This window comes from Serratia sp. NA_112.1 (assembly GCF_052691715.1).
On the sequence record NZ_JBQZFO010000011.1, the window covers coordinates 118,057 to 141,099 of the forward strand.

Genomic DNA, 23,043 nt, shown 5'->3' on the forward strand with positions numbered 1-23,043 from the left:
CACGACACTGGAACGCCGCCCAATTTAATGCTTAGGAGAAGATCATGGGTTTGTTCGATAAATTGAAATCTCTGGTTTCTGATGACAAGAAAGACACGGGCACTATCGAGATCGTAGCTCCACTTTCTGGCGAAATCGTTAATATCGAAGATGTACCTGACGTAGTATTCGCTGAAAAAATCGTTGGCGACGGTATTGCCATCAAACCAACGGGCAACAAAATGGTTGCTCCGGTTGACGGCACCATCGGTAAAATTTTCGAAACCAACCATGCTTTCTCTATCGAATCCGACAGCGGCATCGAGCTGTTTGTCCACTTCGGTATCGACACCGTTGAACTGAAAGGCGAAGGCTTCAAACGCATCGCTGAAGAAGGCCAACGCGTCAAGAAAGGTGATGTGGTAATCGAGTTCAATCTGGCCCTGCTGGAAGACAAAGCCAAGTCTATCCTGACGCCGGTGGTTATCTCCAACATGGACGAGATCAAAGAACTGATCAAACTGACCGGTAACGTCACCGTTGGTGAGACCCCGATCATTCGCATCAAGAAGTAATAGCGAATGAACGCAAGAACGGCGCCCTAGGCGCCGTTTTTTTATGTCTGCCATTCAAGCCAGTCGCAACAGCAATTAACTCCAGCGAGGAATTCGCAGGGTAATCACCAGCCCTTCCCGTTCGCCGTTACGCGCCTCAACCTGACCACCGTGCGCCAATACCACCTTGCGAGTGATCGCCAGCCCCAACCCGTAGCCCTTACCTGACATCGCCGATTTCACTCTGACAAACGGATCAAAAATGCTGGAAAGTTTCGACTCTTCCACACCCGGCCCCTGATCGCTGACCTCAATCTGGAACAGCTGCTCAATACGCCTCAGCACCACCGTCACCCGTTGCCCGTGGCTGGAGAAACGCAACGCATTACGCACGATATTATCCACCGCACGCCGCATCAGTTCAGCATTGCCCTTGACGGTGTAATCCATGTCCGAACAGGCCTGCAACACGATATCTACGCCGGGGAGCTGCGCTTCGTAACGCGCGTCACTCACCACCGCATCCACCAGCCCGTACAGGTCAAAATACTCTTCATCCGGCAGGTTGCTGCTCTCGGTACGCGACAGCGCCAACAGTTCGCCGATCATTTTATCCAGCCGCCCCGCTTCCTGCTCAATGCGCTGCAGCGAGTTCTCCACGTTACCCGCATTCTGCCGCGCCAAGCCGATGGCTAATTGCAAGCGGGCCAGCGGCGAACGCAGTTCGTGCGAAACATCATGTAGCAACTGCTCACGGGCGCTGACCAACAGCTCCAACCGTTCGGCCATGCTGTCAAAGTCACGCGCCACCTCAGAAAGCTCGTCATGCCGTCGGCGCATTGCCGGGAACAGACGCACTGACAGGTCGCCCTGCGCCACGCGATCAAAACCGTCACGCAGCTTGCGCATCGGTCGGGTGAGGTTCCAGGCCAGCACCGCGCTGAACAACAGCCCTGCCAGCCCACCCACCCAAAGCATCGGCGCAGGAATATTGAAGAAATGTGAACGCTTTCTTGGCCAATACTCTTCCCGCAGGCCACGCATATCGTAACTCAGCCAATAGCCCTTACCGCCCTCGCCCTCTACCCAGGCGGTAACTGCTTTCGGCATCCGGCGGCTCTCAAACACCGGTTCCTCAGCGACCGGTGCAGGCGGCTTGTCCAATGGAGTCACGGTCAACAGACGCCGGTCATCATCCGACCAGTCTTTCAGCATGGCATCCAGCGACGGCATTCCACCGCTGCGCAATTGCGTGGCGACAGAGGTCAATTGCAACGCAATCACCCGCCGGGCCATGGCGTTTTCCGGCGGTTCGTAACGATCGCCATATAAGGAAAAAGCGACCCACAACGCCTGAGTCATGATGATAAAGGTCAACCAGAAGCCAAGCAGGATTTTCCAGAACAGTCTTCCACGCATAGGCATTATCGGATGCGGTAGCCGATGCTACGCACCGTCTCAATGCTGAGCGCGTTGTCCGTCAACGCCCCCAGCTTCTGGCGGATATTGCTGATATGCACGTCAACGCTGCGGTCATAGGCTTCCCGTGGGCGGCCTAAACCTTTTTCTGACAGCTCGTCTTTTGATACCACACGCTCCGGCGCGCGTAACAGCAGCTCCAACAGATTGAATTCGGAAGCGGTCAGATCAAACGCCTTGCCACGCCATTCGCTGCTGCGGGTTGATGGGTTAAGGGTCAGCTCGCCGAAATTAATCGCAATCTCGTCGTCAACTTCATCCGGGCGCTCGTCGAAACGACGCAGTACCGCACGCAGGCGCGCCACCAGTTCGCGGGGATAGCACGGCTTGGGCATATAGTCGTCGGCGCCCATTTCCAGGCCGATAACCCGATCGATGTTATCGCCCTTGGCCGTCAGCATGATGATCGGCATGCGGCTCTTTTTACGGACGTCGCGCAGCACGTCGATGCCGCTCATGTCCGGCAGCATGATGTCGAGGATCATCGCGGTGTAATCACCCGACAGCGCGCCTTCCACTCCGGCCTTGCCGGTCAGCACCAGCGTGGCGTTAAAACCTTCGCCGGTCAGGTATTCGCTCAGCATGGTGCCGAGTTCAAGGTCATCATCGACCAATAAAATTTTCATGCCTTGCTCCTTCGCGGATTTTCGTCATTTTCACGCCTATTTGTCTGCTTCGCAGCCGGTTTTACTCAATCCTTACATATTCCTGAACGCCACTTAATCGCAGCCCGGCCGACGGCGCGTTAAATTAGCGCCAACAGATTTTTGCCACGCTTTTATGCCAGGAAAGCCCAAGGTTATTGTGGTCGCTATCGCCTTATTTCTCTACTTCAGGTGACAAGGCGGCGAAGAATTATCGTTATATCACCTGGTGGTCCAACGCCGGGCCAGATAAAGGCCCTGTAGGTAGCGCTGGGCGACTTACAGCATAAAGGCCGCGGGTATAACGACTTAGCCCGCCAGAACGCTCTGAGAGACGCAGAAAGGGTATTGGGGGAGTTTTAATTTCACCCCGGCGAAATAATCCACCGGGATAGGCTCGATACAGGCGTTGGAAAGGAAATAACGGTTAGGCAAAAACACCGGTGGAGAGATAGCGATCGCCGCGATCGCAGATGATAGCCACAATCACGCTTCCCGGATTGGTCGCTGCAATCCGTAGCGCACCGGCTACTGCCCCGCCGGAACTGACGCCGCAAAATATGCCTTCGCGCTGCGCCAACTGCCGCATAGTCTGTTCTGCGTCGGTTTGCTCAATGTCCAATACCTGATCCACCAGATCCGGCCGGAATATGCCCGGCATATAAGCCGGTGCCCAGCGGCGAATGCCGGGAATACTGCTGCCTTCCGCCGGTTGCAGGCCGATAATCTGCACCTGCGGATTTTGGCTCTTCAGATAGCCGCCCACACCGGTAATGGTGCCGGTGGTGCCCATGCTGGAAACAAAATGGGTCACCCGCTGATGGCTCTGCAGCCAGATTTCCGGGCCGGTGGTGGTGAAGTGGGCGTAAGGGTTGTCCAGATTATTGAACTGATCCAGCACCTTGCCCTGCCCCTGACTCTGCATTTCCAGCGCCAGATCGCGTGCACCTTCCATCCCCAGTTCGCGGCTGACCAAGATCAACTCTGCACCATAGGCACGCATCGCCGCCTGACGTTCCTGGCTCATGTTTTCCGGCATCAGCAAGGTCATCGAATAGCCTTTCAGTGCCGCTATCATCGCCAGCGCAATACCAGTGTTACCACTGGTGGCCTCGATTAACCGATCGCCGGGCTTTATCTCACCGCGCAGCTCCGCCTGCTGGATCATCGCCAGCGCGGCGCGATCTTTCACCGAACCGGCCGGGTTATTGCCTTCCAGTTTGAGCCAGACCTCGCTGCCCAGACCTGTAGCCAGACGTTGTAATTTTACCAGCGGGGTATTTCCGATGCATTGTTCAAGCGTTGTCACGATCTTTGCCTGTGTGTTGGACATAAAATAACAAGGCAACCGCAAGGTCGCCTTTAATGTCAGTTAAAACCTATACCCAAAATATTTCGAGGTGCAGAAAGGTGGCAACAGCACAAGTCCCCAGGAGCTTACATCAGTAAGTGACTGGGGCGAGTAAAGGCAGCCAACACACCTGCAACTTGAAAGATAAAGGGTATATCAGGCGCTTTTAGCTAACGCAACAGGTTGTAGCAGTTGATCACCGGCGTACAGGCGCGCATTCAGGCTGCCAACGTAGTAACGGCCGCCGCGTACCGGCGGTTCGTTGCCATCCGGCAACACCACGCTGATCGGTTCCTGATGCCAGCCGATCGGCTGTACGGTCATCTGCCAGAAATGGCCGCGTGGGCTGACTTCCAGCACCTGCACCGGCAGTGGGCAGCGGTCGCTGCTCTCGGTGCCGACTTCCATTTCCCACGGGCGCAGGAATAAGTCCACACGGCCCTGATGCATTGGCTGGAACGACAGCGGCCACTGGTGCGCACCGACGAACAGCTGCGAACCGCGTATCTCGCCGCTCAGACGGTTCACTTCGCCCATAAATTCCAGCACGAAGCGGCTGGCCGGTTCACGCACTATCTCTTCCGGCGAACCGACCTGCTCAATATTGCCCTGGCTCATCACCACGATACGATCGGCGACTTCCATTGCCTCTTCCTGATCGTGGGTGACGAATACGCTGGTGAATTTCAGCTCTTCATGCAGCTGACGCAGCCAACGGCGCAGCTCTTTACGCACCTGCGCATCCAGTGCGCCGAAAGGTTCGTCCAGCAACAGAATTTGCGGTTCAACCGCCAGTGCACGCGCCAGGGCCACGCGCTGCTTCTGACCACCGGAAAGCTGTGACGGATAACGGTTGGCCAAATGGGCCAACTGCACCATTTCCAGCAGCTGGGTCACTTTTTGTTTGATCGCCGCGGCATTTGGGCGTTCGCGGCGCGGCAGCACGGTCAGGCCAAAGGCGATGTTATCGAACACCGTCATGTGGCGGAACAGCGCGTAATGCTGGAACACGAAGCCCACTCGACGATCGCGGGCATGCACATGGCTGACGTCGATGCCGTGGAAGCCCAGCTTGCCGCCGCTCTGGTTTTCCAGCCCGGCGATAATACGCAGCAGCGTGGTTTTCCCGGAGCCGGACGGCCCTAGCAGCGCCACCATCTCACCGGAGGCAATGTCGAGCGAGATATCGTTCAATACCTTGGTACGACCGAAAAACTTATTGATACCGTTAATCTCAATGCTCATGATTTTCCTCCCGCTCGAGACGTGCATTCTGACGTTCCAGACGCCATTGCAGGCCACTCTTCAAAAATAGGGTCACTATCGCCATCAGGGTCAGCAAACCGGCGGCGGTAAAGGAACCTACCGTGTTGTAATCCTGTTGCAACAACTCAACCTGCAGCGGCAGGCTGAAAGTCTCACCGCGAATAGAACCGGACACTACCGATACCGCGCCGAACTCACCTATGGCACGTGCGTTGGTCAATACCACGCCGTACAACAGCGCCCAGCGAATGTTGGGCAGCGTCACCCGGCGGAACATCTGCCAACCGGAAGCCCCCAGCAAAATGGCGGCCTCGTCTTCCTGACTGCCCTGGCTGAGCATCATCGGCACCAGCTCACGTACCACGAACGGACAGGTCACGAAAATGGTCACCAGCACCATGCCCGGCCAGGAGAACATCAGCTGGATATTATGCGCATCCAGCCAACCGCCCAGCAGCCCATTGCTGCCGTAGAACAACAGGTAAATCAGCCCCGCGACCACCGGCGAAACGGCGAACGGGATGTCTATCAGCGTCAGCAACAGCTGACGCCCAGGGAAGGTGAAACGCGTCACCAGCCAAGCCAGCAAGGTGCCGAAAATCAGATTGAACGGCACGGTAATCAAAGCAATCAGCACCGTCAGCCAGATAGCGTGCAACATGTCGTGATCGACCAGGTTGCCCCACATCACACCAATCCCTTTGGAAAAGGCCTCGGCAAAAATCGAAATGATCGGCACCACCAGCAGCAATACCGAAAACAGCACGCCGATACCGATCAGCGTCCACTTGCCCCAGTTGACGCGCGGGCGTTCGACACCGTTAAACTCAGAGATATCAGCCATCAGTGCCCCCCGATACGTCGGCCAAAGCGGCTCTGCAGAACGTTAATGCTGAACAGCAACAGCAGCGAGGCCGCCAGGATCACCGAAGCAATCGCACTGGCCGCTGGATAATCAAATTCCTGCAAACGAACAAAAATCATCAGCGAGGTTACTTCGGTCTTCCAGGCGATGTTGCCGGCAATAAAGATCACCGCACCAAACTCGCCCAGGCTGCGGGTAAAGGAGATCGCCGTACCGGCCAACAGCGCCGGTGCCAGCTCAGGTATCACCACGCGGCGAAAGCTCTGCCAGCGAGTCGCGCCCAGGGTTTCTGCTGCCTCCTCGTATTCCGGCCCCAGTTCCTCCAGTACCGGCTGAACGGTGCGCACCACGAATGGCAAGCTGGTAAAGGCCATCGCCACGGCAATGCCAAGCCAGGTAAACGTCACCTTAATGTCAAAATGCGCCAACCATTGGCCATACCAGCCAGTGGTGGAAAACAGCCCCGCCAGTGTCAGGCCGGCTACCGCCGTCGGCAATGCAAACGGCAGATCGATCAGACCGTCCAGCAGCGTGCGACCGGGAAAACGATAGCGGGTCAGGATCCAGGCCATCAGCATGCCAAACACCGCGTTAAACAGGCTGGCAACGCCCGCCGCCAGCAGTGTGACTTTATAAGCCGCCACCACCTGCGGGTTGGAAATCACTTCCCAATACTGCGCCAGGCTCATCTGCGCCAACTGCATTACCAACGCGCTAAGCGGCAACAGCAGGATCAGACAGGTGTAAAACAGGCTGCTCCCCAAACTGAGGCCGAACCCAGGCAGAACCCGCTTGCTGGTCAACGACAACATTACTTATGCCCTGCGGCTAACAGCTGATCCAACTCGCCACCGGTGGAGAAATGCGTTTTCATCACCTGCGGCCAGCCACCAAACTGATCTTCCACCCGGAACAGCTTGGTCTCCGGGAACTGGCCTTTGGCCGCGGCCATCGCCTGCTTGTCGTAAACACGGTAGTAGTAGCTGGTGATCACCTGCTGCGCTGCCGGGCTGTAGAGATAATTCAGATAGTCCTTGGCCGCCTGTTCGGTGCCGTTTCTTGCCACGTTTTTATCGACCCAGGCCACCGGGAACTCTGCCAGAATATCGACCGGCGGCACGATCACCTCGTATTTGTCTTCGCCATACTGCTTGCGAATATTGTTCACTTCCGACTCAAAGCTGATCAGCACATCGCCCAGGCCACGTTCGACGAAGGTGGTGGTTGCGCCGCGACCGCCGGTGTCAAACACCAGCACGTTTTTCAGGAAACGAGTCATAAAGGCGCGGGTTTTGGCCTGATCATTGCCATCCGCCTGACTGGCAGCGCCCCAGGCGGCCAGATAGGTGTAACGGCCGTTACCGGAGGTTTTCGGGTTCGGGAACACCAGCTTCACGTCGTCACGCACCAAATCATTCCAGTTATGAATGCCTTTGGGATTGTCCTTACGCACCAGGAAAGCCATGGTGGAATAGAAAGGTGAGCTGTTGTTCGGTAAACGGGTCTGCCAGTCAGCCGGGATCAGTTGGCCGCGATCGTGCAGGATCTGCACGTCGGTCACCTGATTGTAGGTCACTACGTCGGCGCGCAAGCCCTGCAGGATCGCCAGCGCCTGCTTGGAAGAGCCGGCGTGGGATTGCTTGATAGCCAGTTTGTCGCCAGGATGCTGTTGGTTCCATTGCTGCTCAAAACCTGGATTCAGCGCGGCAAACAATTCACGGGAAACGTCATAGGAGCTGTTCAGCAATTCAGTTGCCGACAGCGGACCGCTGGCTAACAGCGCCGCCGCCAACCATCCTTTCAGTACGATATTTTTAACCCGCGTTTGTTTCATTGTGCACCTTATTACTGAGTCATTCCGTCGGGCTTCCGCCCTGATGTTGACCAGTGTATTTATAACTAGGTGCGGAGCTGTAACGCTTTTATATACCGTTTAGTGATTTTCAAGCATCAAACGCTATAAGGCAGGAACGGAGCGGCATGGCAGAGGGGGGAAGTAAAACCGGAGCAGGCATAGCCAGCCCCGGCAGAGGTGTTACAACGACAGCAGGCGCGTCAGTGATGGCGCAAAGTAATAACTGCCGGTCACCGCACGGCTGAAACGAAGCATCGCGTCGCGTTTGCCATCCAGGTCGCCGAACATGCTCAGCAGCTGCTTTTCGATGTTATGCAGGCGTGCGCAGTAGGCGATGAAATACAGCCCGTGCTTGCCGCTGGCAGTGCCATAAGGCAAGCTTTGGCGCAGGATCTTCAGGCCCTTGCCCTCTTCTTTCAGATCAACACGGCTGACGTGTGAGGTGTCCGGGCGTTGCTCCGGCGGCAGTTCTTCGCTGTCATGTTTGGTACGGCCGATAATCTGCTCCTGCTGTTCGGTGGTGAAACGCTGCCACTGACGCAGGTTGTGTTCATAACGCTGCACCAGCACGTAGCTGCCGCCTGCGTCTTCTTCGCCTTTGGCAATCACCGCCACTTCCGGTCGCTTGTCGCCCTGCGGGTTTTCCGTGCCGTCGATAAAGCCGCTCAGGTCACGCTCTTCCACCCAGCGGAAACCGTGGGTTTCTTCTTCAATTTTGATGGCATTGCCGAACGCGGTCAGCGCAGCCTGGGCCAGCGTGAAGTTAACATCATGACGCAGGGATTGAATATGGATCAGCAGATCGCGCTGGGTGGCCGGTGCCAGCCCTTTGCCGAGCGGGGTGAATGGCTTCAGCTCTTTGGCGCCCTGGCCGCTGGACAGGTCATGCCAAACGTCATAGCCAAAGGCAACCACCGCGCCCAAATGCGCATCGGGGAACTGCTGTTGCAGCTCGGTCAACGTCTGGCAAAACTGCTTGCAGCCCTGGCGGAGTTCGGCAAATTCGCCCTGTACCGTGGCTTCCATAAAAATGGCGAAACGGCAGTGTTCCAGCAAAATGCCGCTCTGAACCTGTGTCATTGTCGTTATCCTCAATAGCAGAATCGGGTAACAGTAGCCTGTTACGAATGCGCAGTATCATACCGCAAGCAGGGATAATTGCCTTGCCCGAACGCAAAGAAAATAAGGATACCCGCCAAAATGAAGGAAGCTGGGGCGCCGCAGATCGGACGCCCAAAAAGAAAGGTTTACTGAGGCTTGGCGTGCCAGATGATCTTGCTGACCGTCCAGCTTTTCAGCGTGTCATCCGGTGGGATGATGTCCTGCGGGCCGGCCCACTTGCCGTTGAAAATGTAGGTCACGTACTTGCTCTGCTCCGCCACACACTCCACCTTGCCGGCATCGTCACCGGTGGCCGGTTTACAGGCACCGAACGCCTTGCTGTACAGGTCACTGAACGGTGTGCCGAGTTTGCTGCCCCACTCGGTCGCCACCTTGCTGTCCATCACGTCCACACGCTGCACGTGGCCCTTGGGTTCACCGGTGATCACCAGTTTCACATCATTACCGTCCATCGCCTGATAGTAAGAAATTATCTGGCCCTGGCTGGTGGCCATACCGCCACGCAGGCGGTAATCACCTTTCAACCCGTCGTTGATGGCGCTTTCCGACATCGGGGTGCCGGCGTTCAAATCGCCAACGCCCTTGGCGCTGACCTCAAGGCTGCTGCCAAACCAGTTAAGCGGCGACAGGCTCGACCAGGAGAAGTTCGACATCGTCGAACAGCCGGTCAGTAACAGCGGGAGCCCTAACAATAGTGGGCGAATATTCATCTCTAGCTCCTTAACATCAAAGGCATGGGCCCGGCATTTTGCTGCGTGCCAGCCTCTCACAACTGTCCACGCTTCGCCATCGGTTGCGAGCTTGGAGTGCAGAAAATAAGAAAAGTGCCGCCGCAGGTGGCAATTACCCCGCTTCGTCATGCACGGTAAAGCAGGCTTTCAGGCGCTGATCCAGCAGCAGGTAAGCCAGTGCCAGCGCATCAAGCAGTATCAGGACAGCATCCAGCGGTGGCTGATTGTCGGCCTGTTGCCACAGGTTGAACACCGAACCGCCCAGCGCCGCCAGCAGCGAGAGACAGAGCCCCCAACGCCAGGCACGCCATAATCGTGGCCATTGGTGACGCCGTGGAGCCAACAGAAATGCCAGCGCCGCCGGCAGCCCCAGCAGGATGCCGTACCAGAACCTTTGGGTGTCAGGGTAAAACAACTGCAACAGCCCTTCTCCCTGCTGGCGCGAAGCGCCGGCCATCACGAACAAAATCCAGGTCCGGGCCTGTAAAACCAGCACACCCCAAAACCACAGCGGCAAACGCAGCGCGCCATGATGATCGTAATCGTCGGGGGAAAAACGGGGTGGGAGTGGCTTCAACGTCGGTTCCTTGCCAATTGCATTATTATTACTCCTTCAAATGGGAGCCAGATTTATTGTTTTCAATGCGCGCGCTTAAGAACCCCTTAAGATTTTCATGTTTTACTTAACCCCATCAAACCAGCAGTCCTGATTGGCAGGGCTTTAATTCTCGATTGAGATAAGGAAGCTTAAGATGAAAAAATATACCCTGGCCGCATTAATCGCTCTGTGCAGTGCACCGGTTCTGGCCCAACAAGGCGGGTTCCTTGATCCTGCGGCACCGCAAACATCAACGCAAAATATCCAGCAGGGCGGCTTCTCCGGCCCAAGCGCGGCACTGACCACAGTAGACAAGGTGAAGTCGATGAGCGATGACACCTGGGTGATGCTGCAGGGCAATATCGAGCAGCGCGTTGGTGACGACACCTATACCTTCCGTGACGCCAGCGGCACCCTGACGGTGGAGATCGACAGAAAACGCTGGAACGGCCAGACCATCACCCCGAAAGATAAAGTGCAGTTGGAAGGGAAAGTGGATAAAGACTGGAGCACTGTGGAAGTAGATGTGAAGAACATCAAAAAACTGCCTTAACACGCAGCAACGGGCGGTGAGGTTTCACCGCCCGAATGACCACTCAATATTCCTGATCTTCGATCAGTCGTTTACCCAGGTTGGTAACGTTCTGGATCTCGTAACCGAGTTTTTCATACATCTCGATCACCGTGTCGTTGTCTTCACGCACCACCAGCTGGATCTTCGGGCACCCGCGCGCGATCAGCTTCTTCTCCAGACGGTTAATTAACGCATTGGCAATACCGCGCCCGCGATAATCCGGATGCACCCCCAGATAATACGCCGAACCGCGATGGCCATCGTAACCGCCCATCACCGAGCCCACGACTTCGCCGCCCACTTCGGCAACCAGAAACAGGTCCGGATCGTGATTGAGTTTACGCTCGATATCCATCTCAGGATCGTTCCACGGGCGCAGCAGATCACATCGCTCCCACAGGGTAATGACTTCTTCAAAGTCGTCTTGTCGAAATACGCGAATTTCCATCGATGTTCGCCGCTGTTAATTAAGATGTTTATCTGATTATACCCAAAGTTATTGGAGTTGCATCAAGGCAGCAAGCGAATGAAGCCCGATGAGCTGACTTAAGTCAGTGATTCGGGTGAGCAAGCGCAGCTAACACAGATGCAGCTTCAAGTACGCAGGGTATATCGCGGGATTATTCACTTAAGCAATATCAAACTGCGATTTACCCCAGCAATTATGCCGAAATCACCGGTCATCCGCGTAATAAATGGACATAGTTATCAGGTCGATTAATGATTATCAATACGATATAACGTCGCAAAATAGAATTTGTCGATGGAGCGTAGCATTATGAAAAAGCAGGTTAAACAATTCCTCAATTTTAAGCCGCTCTCCGTTTCCCCCACACGACGTCAATTACTGCTCTCCGGCCTGGCGTTGGTACTGCTTGGCAGCAAAAGCCAAAGCGCCAAAGCCGAATCCGGTGGCATGCTGCGCAACCAACATCCCAAACCGGCAAGCAAACCGGCAACTAAACCGTCCGGCAGTAAAAGACTGGTGATGATCGACCCAGGTCACGGCGGTATCGACTCCGGCGCGATCGGCAGCGAAGGCTCACAGGAAAAGCACGTCGTGTTGGAAATTGCCAACCACGTGCGCCGCATCCTGCATGAACAGGAACATGTCGAAGTTCGTCTGACGCGGGAAGAAGACGAATTTATCCCGCTGTTCCAACGGGTGGAGATTGCCCACCAGCATCAGGCCGACCTGTTTATCTCGATTCACGCCGACGGTTTTACCAGCCCGGAAGCCTCAGGCGCTTCGGTGTTTGCCCTGTCCAATCGCGGTGCCAGCAGCGCCATGGCGCGTTACCTGTCCAACCGTGAAAACGCCGCCGATGACGTGGCCGGTGGCAAGTACCAAAACCAGGACAACTATCTGCAACAGGTACTGTTTGATCTGGTGCAGACCGATACCATCAACAACAGTCTGACGCTTGGTCGCCACGTGCTCGGCCAGATCCGTCCGGTACACCATCTGCACAGCAACAGTACAGAACAGGCGGCCTTTGCGGTGCTGAAATCCCCGTCGATTCCGTCAGTGCTGGTAGAAACTTCATTCATTACCAATCCGGCAGAAGAGCGCCTACTTGGTACAACCGCCTTCCGCGAGAAAATCGCCCGCGCCATTGCCGATGGGGTGCTCAGTTTCTTCAGCTATTACGATACGCACCAACGAAAACCCGGCTGATACTGCCAGCCGCGGTGAATAAGGGTATACTCTGCGCCTTGTTCAGTCAGACGCTGTGAATTATCACGTATGAGTTTATCGACCATCGCAGAAGTAAAATCCTTCCTGCTGGCGCTGCAGGACCGCATCTGCAGCCAGTTGGCCCAGGCCGACGGCAGCGCCGTTTTCAACGAAGACCGCTGGACGCGTGAAGAAGGCGGCGGTGGCCGCAGTCGGGTGTTGACCGACGGCGCGGTGTTCGAACAGGCGGGCGTCAACTTTTCACATGTCTCCGGCGCTACCCTGCCCGCTTCCGCTACCGCGCATCGCCCCGAACTGGCCGGGCGCAGCTTCCAGGCGATGGGCGTCTCGCTGGTGATCCATCCGCGCAGCCCCTACATTCCTACCAGCCACGCCAACGTGCGCTTTTTCATTGCGGAAAAACCGGGTGAAGAACCGGTGTGGTGGTTTGGCGGTGGCTTTGATCTGACGCCGTTTTATGGCTTTGAAGAAGACGCCGTTCACTGGCACCGCACCGCCGAGCAGCTGTGCGCGCCCTTCGGTGAACAGGTCTATCCCAAATACAAAAAGTGGTGCGACGACTATTTCTTTATCAAACACCGTAACGAAGCACGCGGCATCGGTGGCCTGTTCTTTGATGACCTGAACACCCCGGACTTCGCCACCTGCTTCGCCTTTACCCAGGCGGTGGGCGAAGGCTTCCTCGAGGCCTATCTGCCAATCGTAGAGAAACGCAAAACGCTAAGCTGGGGCGATCACGAGCGCCAGTTCCAACTGTATCGTCGCGGCCGTTACGTGGAATTCAATTTGGTCTGGGATCGGGGCACGCTGTTCGGCCTGCAAACCGGTGGCCGTACCGAATCCATCCTGATGTCGATGCCGCCGCTGGTGCGCTGGGAATACAACTATCAACCGGCGGAAGACAGCCCGGAAGCGGCGCTGTACCGTGATTTCCTGCCGGTGCGCGATTGGCTGAAGGAGCCGAAATGATGCAGATTTGGGTTGATGCGGACGCCTGTCCCAACGTAATCAAAGAAGTGCTGTTTCGGGCGGCAGAGCGCACCGCGATGTCGGTGACGCTGGTAGCGAACCAGCCATTGAGAACGCCGCCGTCAAAGCACATCCACACCCTGCAGGTGGCGGCCGGATTTGACGTGGCGGATAACGAAATCGTGCGACGCTGCGAGAAAGGCGATCTGGTGATCACCGCCGATATCCCGCTGGCAGCGGAAGTGATAGAGAAAGGAGCGGTGGCACTGAACCCACGGGGTGAACGTTACACCCCAGACACCATTCGTGAGCGCCTTAACATGCGTGACTTTATGGACACCCTGCGCTCCAGCGGTATCCAGACCGGCGGCCCGAATACGTTGAACCAGCGTGACCGTCAGCAGTTCGCCAACGAGCTGGACAAGTGGCTGCAGCAGGCAAAACGGGCGCAGTAATTGCGCCCGCATCCCGTTTAGAATCGCACCTCGCCGCCAAAGATATAGGTTCGGCCACGAGCAGTGTTGGTCGGTGAGAAATCCCGTGACTGTGATGGCATCGCGTTCATCTTGTTCAATGCATCGGAATAGTCTTTGTCCATCAGGTTCTGCACGCTGAATTTCAACAGCAGATTGCGGTTGAATTGATAGGTACTGTACAGATCGATAACGGTCGGGATATGCGGCACAGGCTCTTTCAACAACTGCTCATTCTCATCAACGTTATAATCGGGAGAAAGGCGCACAGCCTTGCCGGTGTATTTCACCAGCCCGCCCAGCGTCAATTTCTCATCCAGCAAACGCACCCCCGTATCCAGCGTGAAGTACAACTCCGGTAACTCGCTAATGTCACCGGCACCGAACACATTGCTGGCCTGATTTGTCGGCTGACTGGTGTGCTCCTTGCTCAAAGACAGTTTGGTGTAGGCGAAACCGGCGTCGTACATCGCCTCTATTTCCACCCCACGCGACCTGACTGGCTCGTAAGAGTTGCTGTACATGGTCATGGCGACATTCACATCGGCGTTATCCCATTCCTCTTGGCTGGTCTGAGCACGATGACATTTTTGGCGATTGCTACACACCATGTAGCTCTGGCTGGAAATGTAATTTTTGATTTTCGACTCAAAATACACTGCCTTGAGCTGGAAACTGTCCTGTTTAAACAGCAGGTCATGAGCATTGGCGTTAAAACCCGCCTGATAGGTTTCTGCCGTTTCCCCCTTAAGGAAAGGGTTCATCGACTGCCCGCCGCTGTTGGCGAAGAACACTTCCTGAATATTCGGCCCACGCATCGATTTGTTGTAACTGATGAACGGCTGCAGCCACGGTGTTACCTGTGCGGACAACATCACCGCCGGGTTAAAGCCGTGCTCTTTCAAATTGATGTTGCTGGCCCCCTGCGGGAAACATTGCACCCGATCATCACAGGCCGGTTTATAGCCGGAGATATCATAGGCGCTGTAGCTCAGGTCAAAGTTACCCTGCCAGATGCCGTAATTAAGCTGCAGTCCACTGTAAAGGCTGGCTATATTTTGTTTGCCTGCAATGCCCACCGGCGAGCTTTCCGCCTGACTCTCGTCTGTCACCAGCCCGGAGGCGCGCTTCTTGTATTCATTGCGGATCAGCTTGCCGCCGTAACTGAAGGCAAAATCGACCTTCTGCAGGCTGAAACGACTGGTATTATTTACGTCCAGTGCGTCAGAGATATTCCTTGCGGTGCTGTCGCTGAATCCCGCCATATTATCGGACATAAACTGCTGTTCGCCCCGGCTGGTACTGGCGGTCAGATTAAAATCAATCAGCTCTGAAAACGGGGCGTAATGATATTTAATATAAAAGTCATTGCTGTCGATATGGCGGCGGGTGATCTTGTTCTGGTAAGTTCGGGCCGACAGTTCAATGCTATTGAAAGCGTCGGGTTTAATATCCACTTTAAATAACTGAGATTTGGGATTCTGACGATAAGTTTTATCGACATTAAACTCTTCACTGTCAAACCCTGAACCGTTCTTATAATTAGAGGTGATCGAACTGCCGCTGATAGCCGCCATGACTCCCAGACTACCGCCGTCGCCGAATGCGTCGGTTTTTCCACCCACAGCGATCATACCGCTGCGGCCAATACCGTTATTGCCTACAGAAAACTTGGTGCGCACGCCAAAGGGGTTATCCGAAAACACCACGTCATCAACGCCAATCGTGCGGAAGTTGGCACTGCCCGCCAGTGCATTGACACCGGCGGCCCCTGTCGCATTACCGCGTGCCACATCAACGCCGACGATAAAGTTAGGATCGATCAGCGCACCAAACTGGCTGGTGGGCAAACCGCCATGCGCCGCGTCGCTGGGTGAACTGCCATAGTAGTTCTGAGTGATGCCATCGATCATGGTATTAACGCGGCCAAAGCCGCTCATGCCACGGATATTAACGCTGACCGCCCCCTGGCCTGGGTCTATCTGGGTATAGGTACCCGGCATGCTGCGCAGAATGCTGTCCACCGACTCCAGATTTTTATTTTCCCCGCGTGAGCTGAAAGCACCGGGCTTTTCCAGCGCTTCTTTTTCACTGCTACTGTTACTGCTCTCTGCCGCCGAAACATTCAATGGGCTGAAAACGACCTTGCCCTTTCCCTCTTCAACCCCGTTCTGCGCTGCCGTCGCCATCCCGCTCAGTGCTATTCCCGCGCCGATCAGGCTTACTATTAATTTGATTTTCATATATCCCCAGAAATTGCCAAAAAGATTTGGTGGCCGACAATGCCCAACAAAAAGCCGCCGAAATAGACGGTAAATTGATTTTTTATAGTTTTAATAAACCGTCGAGTTTATTACCCGACGGTGATAGTGGTTATTTCTGTGTTTTCTGATCCATCGCCATAATAAAGCTGTATTCCAGCGCGCTATTTTCCAGCCGCGTCAGGCGGCCCGATTTTCCGCCATGGCCGGCCGTCATATCGGTCGCCAGCAGCAACACTGAATCGCCCTGTTTAAAACGACGCAGTTTGGCGACCCATTTGGCCGGTTCCCAATATTGCACCTGCGAGTCATACAGGCCGCTGGTGACCAGCAGGTTCGGATAGGCGTGTTTACCTACGTTGTCATACGGGCTATAGGACTTGATCAACTCATAAGCCTGCGGCTGATTGGGATTGCCCCACTCTTCGTATTCACCGACCGTTAGCGGAATGCTGTCGTCCAGCATGGTAGTCAGCACATCCACGAAAGGCACCTGTGCCACCACCGCGTTATACAACTGCGGTGCCTGATTGATCACCGCCCCCATCAGCAGCCCGCCAGCACTGCCGCCCATGGCATAAATGCGACCCGGCTGGCCATAACCCTGTTGGATTAGTACCTGGGTAGCGTCGATAAAGTCACTAAAGGTGTTTGGCTTATGAGTCAACTTGCCCTGCTGATACCAGTTCTGCCCCAACTCGCCGCCACCGCGCACGTGGATCAGCGCATAAACGAAACCGCGATCCAGCAAACTAATGCGGTTGGCGCTAAAGGCCGGATCCATACTCATGCCATAGGCACCATAACCGTACACCAGCAGCGGGCTGTGTCCCGGTTTGAACATGGCTTTGTTGTAGACCAGCGAGACCGGCACCTTCACACCGTCACGCGCGTTAATCCACACCCGCTCGCTGTAGTACTGACTGGGATCCACCCCCTTCACTTCCTGCTGTTTCAGCAGGGTGCGCTCGCCTTTGTTGAGCTCCCATTGGTAGGTGCGGGTTGGCGTCGTCATCGCCGAATAGCCATAGCGTAGCTGCTGGTTGTCCGGATCCGGGTTATAGCCCATCCAGGCCATATAACTGGCGTCATCGAACGGAATACTGCGCTGGGTTTTACCGTCCCAACTGATTTGCCGTAGTTGCACCAGACCATCAGCACGCTCCTTCACTACCAGCCAGTCGCGAAACACCGTGAAACCTTCCACCTCGCGTTTTTCCTGCGGTGCTATCAGCGTCTGCCATGGCTTGCCGACTGTCGCGGTCTGGTACAGGCCAAAATGCGGGCTTTGGTAGTTGGAACGTAGATAAAACTCACCACGATAGTGATCTAAATAATACTCGAGGCCGTTCTTACGTGCGGCGAACAGCACCGGAGTGCTCAGGGGTTGATTGGCGTCAATCAGCCGCGCCTCGGAAGTGGTATTGCCGCTGACGGTAATAATGACGTAGTCGCGCGAAGAAGAGCGACCCAGGCTCAAATAGAACCCGCCATCATTTTCCTGATATACCAGCTTGTCGTCCGCTACCGGCGTGCCGGACTGGTGGCGATAAACCTGATAGGGCAACAGGGTTTGCGGGTGGTTGCGAATATAAAATAGCGTCTTGCCGTCATTGGCCCACGCCATGTCACCGGAGGTGTTTTCAATCACTTCCGGCGCCCATTTTCCGCTATCTATCTCACGCAGCGAAATACGGTACTGCCTGCGCCCCTGCAGATCTTCAGCGATCGCCATCTGCTGGTTATCCTGGCTTATCTCCATCCCACCCAGACGATAATAATCCTGCCCCGCCGCACGCTGATTGGCGTCCAGCAAGGTTTGCCACGGTGCATCAGCCGTCAGGGCCTGGCGCTGATACAGGGCAAAGTCTTTACCTGCCGCATAGCTTTCCTGATAGCGATACCCATTCAGTTGGTAGGGCACCGAGCGATCTTCCGGATTGATGCGGCCCAGCATTTCCTGATACAGCGTATCGCGCAGTTTTTTATACGGCTGCATCATCTGCTCGGTATAACGGTTTTCCGCCGTCAGGTAATTCAGCACCTTTTTATTCTGCCGGCTGTCATCTCGCAGCCAATAATAATCATCCACCCGGGTTTCGCCCTGGGCAGTTAATTGATGCGGGATAATCTCGGCGCTGGGTGCCAGCGGCTCCGCCCTGGCGGTCTGGCCCAATAAGCTCAATGAAATCATGGCATAGATGGCCGTTCGGCCCGACAGAAGTGGATGTTTCATAATCCCTCACGATGGTTTGGCATCAGCAGCCCCGCCCTTTGGTTAGGTAAATAAAAAGCCGCTGCTCATAGAATAAATTATTGGCCTGCGTTCAGTGCCGCCAGATTGAAATCGATGGGCATCCTCACCTGTACCTTGCCCTGCCGCAACATTTCGACCGGCGGTGGCGGCAATGGCTGCGCCCGCATGACCACGGCCAACGCCTCACGATCCAGCGAGGCAGTGCCCGACGGGGCATGCAAGGTCAGATCGAAAACCCGCCCCTGTGCATCCACAGAAAAAGACACCTGCGGCATGCCACTGCGGCGGCGGCGCTGGGCGTCCGGCGGATAGCGTTTGATGCGGTTTAGCATTCCCTTGACCCTGCTTTCCCATGATAGCTTGACCTGTTCGTTGCTTGCGGAATCGCTGTTCAGCGGTGCGGCCGTCTGCCGGGCGATGTTCAAGGCTTTCGGTGCAGCAGCGCTAGAGGCAGCGGCACGCTTAACCTCTTTCACCTGCTGTTCCGGTTTTGGCTGGGCTTTTTGCGGGGGTCGGTGTTCGGTCCGCTTTTTCTCAGCCACGCTAATCTTGGTCTTTTCGGCCCGCGCCAGCTTAGGCAAATCAGGTTGATCCTGCTGTTCGGCAGGTTGCGCCGCAGCAGACTCGGCCTGTTGCACGCCCAACGGCAGCGGCTTGGGGCTTTCCGGTGCTTCAATCTGCGCCGCCCAACTCATCATCACCGCCGGTGGTGGTAACTGCATCGGCGGCAACGATGTGGACGGCCAATAAAACAGCAGCACCAGCGCCAGATGTGCCGCTAGGGCACATAAAAATCCGCGCGCCCAGCGCGGCTGTGGCATTGAGGCGAGCGGATAAGATAAAGACTGACTTAACATAGGGATATTAGATTACTTAATTACGAATGATTTTAGATCTCATTTGCTAATGATAATCATTTATAATTTGTATTAACAGTTCTTTTCACCCTATTAACCTAATCATTTAACCGCTGGGGTAACCCACAGGTAATCCGCTACCTGCTTATCGACCTGTACACCGGGCTCAGCCAGCATCAACACCGCCGGCAAGGCGGTCGGCTGCAGATCCTGCACGTGCAACGGCACCCCCACCGATTTTGAAGCATGATAGCCGCCGGCAATCAGTAGCGTCGGCATCGGCGCGGCCAGCAGACGTTCAGCCATACGCCGATCGCGTTGCTGTTGGATCGCCAGCATGGCGTGCAGCTGTTGAGGTTCAATTTTCCCACCGTGCGACGTGCGAATCGTTTCCTCCAGCGCCTTCTGCACCGCTGGGCGCACCGACAGTTGGCCATCTGGAAAAACCGGCTGCTGATAAAACGCTATGATTTCATCACGATCAAGGTTGGCCGCCCAGAGTGGGTACGGCGCGCGCATCGCCGCCATCGTCAAATCGCCATACAGCGACCATTTCCAGCCGGGTTGCCAGTCAATCAACTCCGCCACCCGACTGTCACGCACCGCCGGATTACCCTGTAGCCACTGCTTCACCTGACTCACCTTGGCCTGTTGACTCGGGTTAATCATCTCCATCAGTACGCTGCCCTGCGGCCGCTGTTGCGGTAAGTTTTCCACCAGCCACAGTTCTATCCGGTGGTGGTACGGGTTGTCATGTTTTTCCCCGACGATAACCCGTGGCTGAGCGGCCAATCGGCTCAGCAATTGCTCTGGTGACAAACTTTCGCCACTGCGCAAGTCGGTAATCTCCCCCAGATTATCAAGGCTATTTTTCGGCGAGGAAACCGGGGCCTGACTGCAGGCACCCAGTGCCAGCGCGGCCAATAAAATCAAAAATCTCATCATGCTGCCCTTGTAATAAAAGTGGCGACATTATAGATAATAATTATCATTTGCATATATAGCCCCCCTTTCCTGAGACGCTGATAACGGTTTTTGCTTTATGGTTTCCGCTCACACATTGATTTCGTGAAGTATTGCGGGTATAACCGATAGCCATTTAGCTGTTTAGACGTCTACACGGATAGAATATTATGCACTCAGCCGTTCCTGCCGATGGGCAGTTCAAACGCACCATGAAGGCCCGACATCTGGTGATGCTGTCGTTGGGCGGCGTGATTGGTACCGGGCTGTTCTTCAACACCGGCTATATCATTTCCACTACCGGTGCTCTTGGCACCCTGCTGGCCTATCTGATCGGCGCATTGGTGGTCTATCTGGTGATGTTGTGCCTGGGTGAACTGTCGGTGGCGATGCCGGAAACCGGCGCCTTCCACGTCTATGCATCGCGCTATCTTGGCCCGGCCACCGGTTACACCGTCGCCTGGCTGTACTGGCTGACCTGGACGGTAGCACTGGGCTCCAGCCTGACCGCCGCCGGTTTCTGCATGCAGTATTGGTTCCCGCAATCACCGGTGTGGCTGTGGTGTTTGATATTCTGCGCGGCGATTTTCCTGCTTAACGTGGTCACGACCCGCTTCTTTGCCGAGAGCGAATTCTGGTTCTCACTGATCAAGGTCGTCACCATTCTGGCGTTTATCATCCTCGGCGGTGCGGCCATGTTCGGCCTGCTGCCGATGAAAGACGGCACGCCAGCGCCCTTCCTGCATAACCTGACTGCTTCCGGCTGGCTGCCGAACGGCACACTGCCAATCCTGATGACCATGGTGGCAGTGAATTTCGCGTTCTCCGGCACTGAGCTTATCGGCATTGCCGCCGGTGAAACCGAGAACCCGGAAAAGGTGGTGCCCTGGGCGATACGTACCACAGTGATCCGCCTGATGCTGTTCTTTATCGGTACGGTATTTATTCTGGCCGCGTTGATCCCAATGGATCAGGCCGGGATTGTCAAAAGCCCGTTTGTATTGGTGTTTGAACGTATCGGGGTGCCCTATGCCGCCGATATCTTTAATTTCGTGATCCTGACCGCCATTTTGTCGGCTGCCAACTCGGGCCTGTACGCTTCGGGGCGCATGCTGTGGTCGCTGGCCAACCAGCGCACCCTGCCAGCCTATTTCTCCCGCGTGAATAAACGCGGCATCCCGATTAACGCACTGACCTTCAGCATGCTCGGCGGCGTACTGGCATTGCTGACCAGCGTGATCGCCCCGGACACGGTGTTCGTGGCGCTGTCAGCGATTTCCGGCTTTGCGGTGGTGGTGGTCTGGTTGAGCATCTGTGCCTCGCACTTCGCTTTCCGCCGTCATTATGTCCGCAGCGGCCAACCCATTTCCGGTCTGAAATACCGCGCGCCGGGTTACCCGTTAACACCGATCGTCGGTTTCACCCTGTGCCTGCTGGCCTGTGTCGGGCTGGCGTTCGATCCGGAGCAGCGCATTGCGCTTTACTGCGGGTTGCCCTTTGTCGCCCTGTGTTACATCACCTATTATCTGACCCGCCGTGCCGGGCAAAAAACGTCTCTGGGAGAGAATCATGTCGGTTAACAATCCTGTCGCCACACTCTTGGGTGCCCACCCTACGCTGATTTTAGACGGTGCGTTGGCTACCGAACTGGAAGCCCGCGGCTGTGATTTGGGCGACCCGCTGTGGTCGGCAAAAGTGCTGATTGAAAACCCTGAGCTGATTTATCAGGTACACCTCGACTATTTCAACGCCGGGGCGCAGTGCGCCATCACCGCCAGCTATCAGGCCACGCCACAAGGCTTTTTACGCCGGGGGCTGGATCAAGCGCAGTCACTGGCGTTGATTGCCAAAAGCGTGCAACTGGCGCAGCAGGCACGCCGCGACTATCTGGCGCAGCACCCGCAGGCTTCCCCCTTATTGGTTGCCGGTTCGGTAGGGCCGTATGGTGCTTATCTGGCCGACGGGTCTGAATATCGCGGTGATTACTCACTGCCGCAAGAGGAGATGATCGCCTTCCACCGCCCGCGTATCCAGGCGTTGGCTGAAGCTGGGGTGGATTTACTGGCCTGTGAAACTCTGCCATCCTTCAGTGAACTGCAGGCGTTGCTGACGTTGTTGGAAGAGTTCCCCACCTTGGGTGCCTGGTTCGCTTTCACCTTGCGCGACAGTCAACACCTCAGCGATGGGACGCCGCTGACCGAGGTCATGGCTCTGCTGCACGCCAATCCACAGGTGCTGGCGATAGGCATTAACTGCATTGCGCTGGAAAATGTGGCCCCGGCACTGCAACAGTTTGTCGCACTGACTGACAAGCCGCTGCTGGTCTATCCAAACTCGGGTGAGCACTACGACGCGGTAAGTAAAACCTGGCATACCTGTGGGGGTGCATACGGCAGCCTGATTGATCAAATTGGCGAATGGCAACGCATCGGCGCCAGGCTGATTGGCGGCTGTTGCCGCACGACACCGCAGGATATCCGCCAGATCGCCGCACGCTGCAAGGCATAAAAAAGCCTCCTGCGCCGAAACGCAGGAGGCTGGTTGTC

General features: G+C 55.8%; 22 protein-coding genes. 7 read left to right on the forward strand and 15 right to left on the reverse strand.

Translation table 11 applies throughout. The annotated features are described in order from the left end of the window. Window positions 1-44 precede the first annotated feature (44 nt). A complete protein-coding gene (gene crr / locus ACUTQ5_RS18670) occupies window positions 45-554 on the forward strand; it encodes a PTS glucose transporter subunit IIA (RefSeq protein WP_445652450.1) in 510 nt (169 codons plus the stop codon). 75 nt (window positions 555-629) lie between these two features. On the opposite strand, the gene ACUTQ5_RS18675 is transcribed toward crr, so the two are convergent. The 10 genes from ACUTQ5_RS18675 to ACUTQ5_RS18720 form a co-directional block, all read right to left on the reverse strand. Beyond that, window positions 630-1,952 carry an ATP-binding protein gene (locus ACUTQ5_RS18675; protein ID WP_445652451.1) on the reverse strand — a complete coding sequence of 441 codons (1,323 nt, stop codon included), beginning with the start codon at window positions 1,950-1,952 and terminating at the stop codon, window positions 630-632. Window positions 1,953-1,957: 5 nt separating this feature from the next. Next, window positions 1,958-2,638 (reverse strand): response regulator transcription factor, encoded by a 681-nt coding sequence (locus tag ACUTQ5_RS18680; RefSeq protein WP_012146164.1) that lies wholly within the window; start codon window positions 2,636-2,638, stop codon window positions 1,958-1,960. A gap of 445 nt (window positions 2,639-3,083) precedes the next feature. Continuing rightward, complete coding sequence (cysM, locus tag ACUTQ5_RS18685) at window positions 3,084-3,965, reverse strand: cysteine synthase CysM (protein ID WP_445652452.1); 882 nt, start codon at window positions 3,963-3,965, stop codon at window positions 3,084-3,086. Between the two features lie 198 nt (window positions 3,966-4,163). After that, window positions 4,164-5,252: a sulfate/thiosulfate ABC transporter ATP-binding protein CysA gene (gene cysA, locus ACUTQ5_RS18690; protein WP_445652453.1), complete on the reverse strand. Its 1,089-nt coding sequence runs from the start codon at window positions 5,250-5,252 to the stop codon at window positions 4,164-4,166. Next, window positions 5,242-6,117 (reverse strand): sulfate/thiosulfate ABC transporter permease CysW, encoded by an 876-nt coding sequence (cysW, locus tag ACUTQ5_RS18695; RefSeq protein WP_017893587.1) that lies wholly within the window; start codon window positions 6,115-6,117, stop codon window positions 5,242-5,244. The genes cysA and cysW overlap by 11 nt, the downstream gene beginning before the upstream one ends. Beyond that, window positions 6,117-6,950 (reverse strand): sulfate/thiosulfate ABC transporter permease CysT, encoded by an 834-nt coding sequence (cysT, locus tag ACUTQ5_RS18700; RefSeq protein ID WP_012146168.1) that lies wholly within the window; start codon window positions 6,948-6,950, stop codon window positions 6,117-6,119. The genes cysW and cysT overlap by 1 nt, the downstream gene beginning before the upstream one ends. Continuing rightward, a complete protein-coding gene (locus ACUTQ5_RS18705; RefSeq protein WP_445652454.1) occupies window positions 6,950-7,972 on the reverse strand; it encodes a sulfate ABC transporter substrate-binding protein in 1,023 nt (340 codons plus the stop codon). The genes cysT and ACUTQ5_RS18705 overlap by 1 nt, the downstream gene beginning before the upstream one ends. Before the next feature lie 201 nt (window positions 7,973-8,173). Next, window positions 8,174-9,073, reverse strand: coding sequence for a Dyp-type peroxidase (locus tag ACUTQ5_RS18710; RefSeq protein ID WP_445652455.1), 900 nt, complete (start codon window positions 9,071-9,073; stop codon window positions 8,174-8,176). 167 nt (window positions 9,074-9,240) lie between these two features. After that, on the reverse strand, window positions 9,241-9,825 hold the full coding sequence (locus tag ACUTQ5_RS18715; protein ID WP_445652456.1) for an RpoE-regulated lipoprotein: 585 nt from the start codon (window positions 9,823-9,825) through the stop codon (window positions 9,241-9,243). Between the two features lie 133 nt (window positions 9,826-9,958). Then, complete coding sequence (locus ACUTQ5_RS18720) at window positions 9,959-10,423, reverse strand: DUF2919 family protein (protein WP_445652457.1); 465 nt, start codon at window positions 10,421-10,423, stop codon at window positions 9,959-9,961. 175 nt (window positions 10,424-10,598) lie between these two features. Here ACUTQ5_RS18720 and ACUTQ5_RS18725 point away from each other — a divergent pair, with 175 nt between their 5' ends. Further along, the gene (locus ACUTQ5_RS18725; protein WP_445652458.1) at window positions 10,599-10,997 is read left to right on the forward strand and encodes a YgiW/YdeI family stress tolerance OB fold protein; all 399 of its coding nucleotides are present in this window, start codon (window positions 10,599-10,601) and stop codon (window positions 10,995-10,997) included. A gap of 43 nt (window positions 10,998-11,040) precedes the next feature. Here the strand turns inward: ACUTQ5_RS18725 and ACUTQ5_RS18730 are convergent, their stop codons facing one another. Continuing rightward, on the reverse strand, window positions 11,041-11,466 hold the full coding sequence (locus ACUTQ5_RS18730; RefSeq protein WP_061808110.1) for a GNAT family acetyltransferase: 426 nt from the start codon (window positions 11,464-11,466) through the stop codon (window positions 11,041-11,043). Window positions 11,467-11,796: 330 nt separating this feature from the next. Between ACUTQ5_RS18730 and amiA the strand changes: the two genes are divergently transcribed. The 3 genes from amiA to ACUTQ5_RS18745 all read left to right on the forward strand — a co-directional run bounded on the left by amiA (window position 11,797) and on the right by ACUTQ5_RS18745 (window position 14,141). Next, on the forward strand, window positions 11,797-12,696 hold the full coding sequence (gene amiA / locus ACUTQ5_RS18735; protein ID WP_445652459.1) for an N-acetylmuramoyl-L-alanine amidase AmiA: 900 nt from the start codon (window positions 11,797-11,799) through the stop codon (window positions 12,694-12,696). A gap of 69 nt (window positions 12,697-12,765) precedes the next feature. After that, complete coding sequence (hemF, locus tag ACUTQ5_RS18740; protein WP_445652460.1) at window positions 12,766-13,686, forward strand: oxygen-dependent coproporphyrinogen oxidase; 921 nt, start codon at window positions 12,766-12,768, stop codon at window positions 13,684-13,686. Continuing rightward, the gene (locus tag ACUTQ5_RS18745; RefSeq protein ID WP_004947732.1) at window positions 13,686-14,141 is read left to right on the forward strand and encodes a YaiI/YqxD family protein; all 456 of its coding nucleotides are present in this window, start codon (window positions 13,686-13,688) and stop codon (window positions 14,139-14,141) included. The genes hemF and ACUTQ5_RS18745 overlap by 1 nt, the downstream gene beginning before the upstream one ends. A 17-nt stretch (window positions 14,142-14,158) precedes the next feature. Here ACUTQ5_RS18745 and ACUTQ5_RS18750 read toward each other — a convergent pair whose 3' ends face one another. The 4 genes from ACUTQ5_RS18750 to ACUTQ5_RS18765 form a co-directional block, all read right to left on the reverse strand. Next, window positions 14,159-16,402 (reverse strand): TonB-dependent receptor domain-containing protein, encoded by a 2,244-nt coding sequence (locus tag ACUTQ5_RS18750; RefSeq protein WP_445652461.1) that lies wholly within the window; start codon window positions 16,400-16,402, stop codon window positions 14,159-14,161. Window positions 16,403-16,532: 130 nt separating this feature from the next. Next, window positions 16,533-18,656, reverse strand: a complete 2,124-nt coding sequence (locus ACUTQ5_RS18755) for a S9 family peptidase (RefSeq protein WP_445652462.1) — start codon at window positions 18,654-18,656, stop codon at window positions 16,533-16,535. A 77-nt stretch (window positions 18,657-18,733) separates the two neighbouring features. Beyond that, window positions 18,734-19,534, reverse strand: a complete 801-nt coding sequence (locus ACUTQ5_RS18760) for a TonB family protein (RefSeq protein WP_445652463.1) — start codon at window positions 19,532-19,534, stop codon at window positions 18,734-18,736. Window positions 19,535-19,636: 102 nt separating this feature from the next. Beyond that, the gene (locus ACUTQ5_RS18765) at window positions 19,637-20,476 is read right to left on the reverse strand and encodes a ChaN family lipoprotein (protein WP_445652476.1); all 840 of its coding nucleotides are present in this window, start codon (window positions 20,474-20,476) and stop codon (window positions 19,637-19,639) included. A gap of 191 nt (window positions 20,477-20,667) precedes the next feature. Between ACUTQ5_RS18765 and mmuP the strand changes: the two genes are divergently transcribed. Together mmuP and mmuM are read left to right on the forward strand one after the other, a co-directional pair. After that, window positions 20,668-22,077, forward strand: coding sequence for an S-methylmethionine permease (mmuP, locus tag ACUTQ5_RS18770; RefSeq protein WP_445652464.1), 1,410 nt, complete (start codon window positions 20,668-20,670; stop codon window positions 22,075-22,077). Beyond that, window positions 22,067-23,005 (forward strand): homocysteine S-methyltransferase, encoded by a 939-nt coding sequence (gene mmuM / locus ACUTQ5_RS18775; RefSeq protein WP_445652465.1) that lies wholly within the window; start codon window positions 22,067-22,069, stop codon window positions 23,003-23,005. The genes mmuP and mmuM overlap by 11 nt, the downstream gene beginning before the upstream one ends. Window positions 23,006-23,043: the final 38 nt, after the last annotated feature.

What these genes read in the sequence shown, in the direction of transcription:
- crr (WP_445652450.1), top strand. Translation starts at nt 45, where the DNA reads ATGGGTTTGTTCGATAAATTGAAATCTCTGGTTTCTGATGACAAGAAA.
- ACUTQ5_RS18675 (WP_445652451.1), bottom strand. Translation starts at nt 1,952, where the DNA reads ATGCGTGGAAGACTGTTCTGGAAAATCCTGCTTGGCTTCTGGTTGACC.
- ACUTQ5_RS18680 (WP_012146164.1), bottom strand. Translation starts at nt 2,638, where the DNA reads ATGAAAATTTTATTGGTCGATGATGACCTTGAACTCGGCACCATGCTG.
- cysA (WP_445652453.1), bottom strand. Translation starts at nt 5,252, where the DNA reads ATGAGCATTGAGATTAACGGTATCAATAAGTTTTTCGGTCGTACCAAG.
- cysW (WP_017893587.1), bottom strand. Translation starts at nt 6,117, where the DNA reads ATGGCTGATATCTCTGAGTTTAACGGTGTCGAACGCCCGCGCGTCAAC.
- cysT (WP_012146168.1), bottom strand. Translation starts at nt 6,950, where the DNA reads ATGTTGTCGTTGACCAGCAAGCGGGTTCTGCCTGGGTTCGGCCTCAGT.
- ACUTQ5_RS18705 (WP_445652454.1), bottom strand. Translation starts at nt 7,972, where the DNA reads ATGAAACAAACGCGGGTTAAAAATATCGTACTGAAAGGATGGTTGGCG.
- ACUTQ5_RS18710 (WP_445652455.1), bottom strand. Translation starts at nt 9,073, where the DNA reads ATGACACAGGTTCAGAGCGGCATTTTGCTGGAACACTGCCGTTTCGCC.
- ACUTQ5_RS18715 (WP_445652456.1), bottom strand. Translation starts at nt 9,825, where the DNA reads ATGAATATTCGCCCACTATTGTTAGGGCTCCCGCTGTTACTGACCGGC.
- ACUTQ5_RS18725 (WP_445652458.1), top strand. Translation starts at nt 10,599, where the DNA reads ATGAAAAAATATACCCTGGCCGCATTAATCGCTCTGTGCAGTGCACCG.
- ACUTQ5_RS18730 (WP_061808110.1), bottom strand. Translation starts at nt 11,466, where the DNA reads ATGGAAATTCGCGTATTTCGACAAGACGACTTTGAAGAAGTCATTACC.
- amiA (WP_445652459.1), top strand. Translation starts at nt 11,797, where the DNA reads ATGAAAAAGCAGGTTAAACAATTCCTCAATTTTAAGCCGCTCTCCGTT.
- hemF (WP_445652460.1), top strand. Translation starts at nt 12,766, where the DNA reads ATGAGTTTATCGACCATCGCAGAAGTAAAATCCTTCCTGCTGGCGCTG.
- ACUTQ5_RS18745 (WP_004947732.1), top strand. Translation starts at nt 13,686, where the DNA reads ATGCAGATTTGGGTTGATGCGGACGCCTGTCCCAACGTAATCAAAGAA.
- ACUTQ5_RS18750 (WP_445652461.1), bottom strand. Translation starts at nt 16,402, where the DNA reads ATGAAAATCAAATTAATAGTAAGCCTGATCGGCGCGGGAATAGCACTG.
- ACUTQ5_RS18755 (WP_445652462.1), bottom strand. Translation starts at nt 18,656, where the DNA reads ATGAAACATCCACTTCTGTCGGGCCGAACGGCCATCTATGCCATGATT.
- ACUTQ5_RS18760 (WP_445652463.1), bottom strand. Translation starts at nt 19,534, where the DNA reads ATGTTAAGTCAGTCTTTATCTTATCCGCTCGCCTCAATGCCACAGCCG.
- ACUTQ5_RS18765 (WP_445652476.1), bottom strand. Translation starts at nt 20,476, where the DNA reads ATGAGATTTTTGATTTTATTGGCCGCGCTGGCACTGGGTGCCTGCAGT.
- mmuP (WP_445652464.1), top strand. Translation starts at nt 20,668, where the DNA reads ATGCACTCAGCCGTTCCTGCCGATGGGCAGTTCAAACGCACCATGAAG.
- mmuM (WP_445652465.1), top strand. Translation starts at nt 22,067, where the DNA reads ATGTCGGTTAACAATCCTGTCGCCACACTCTTGGGTGCCCACCCTACG.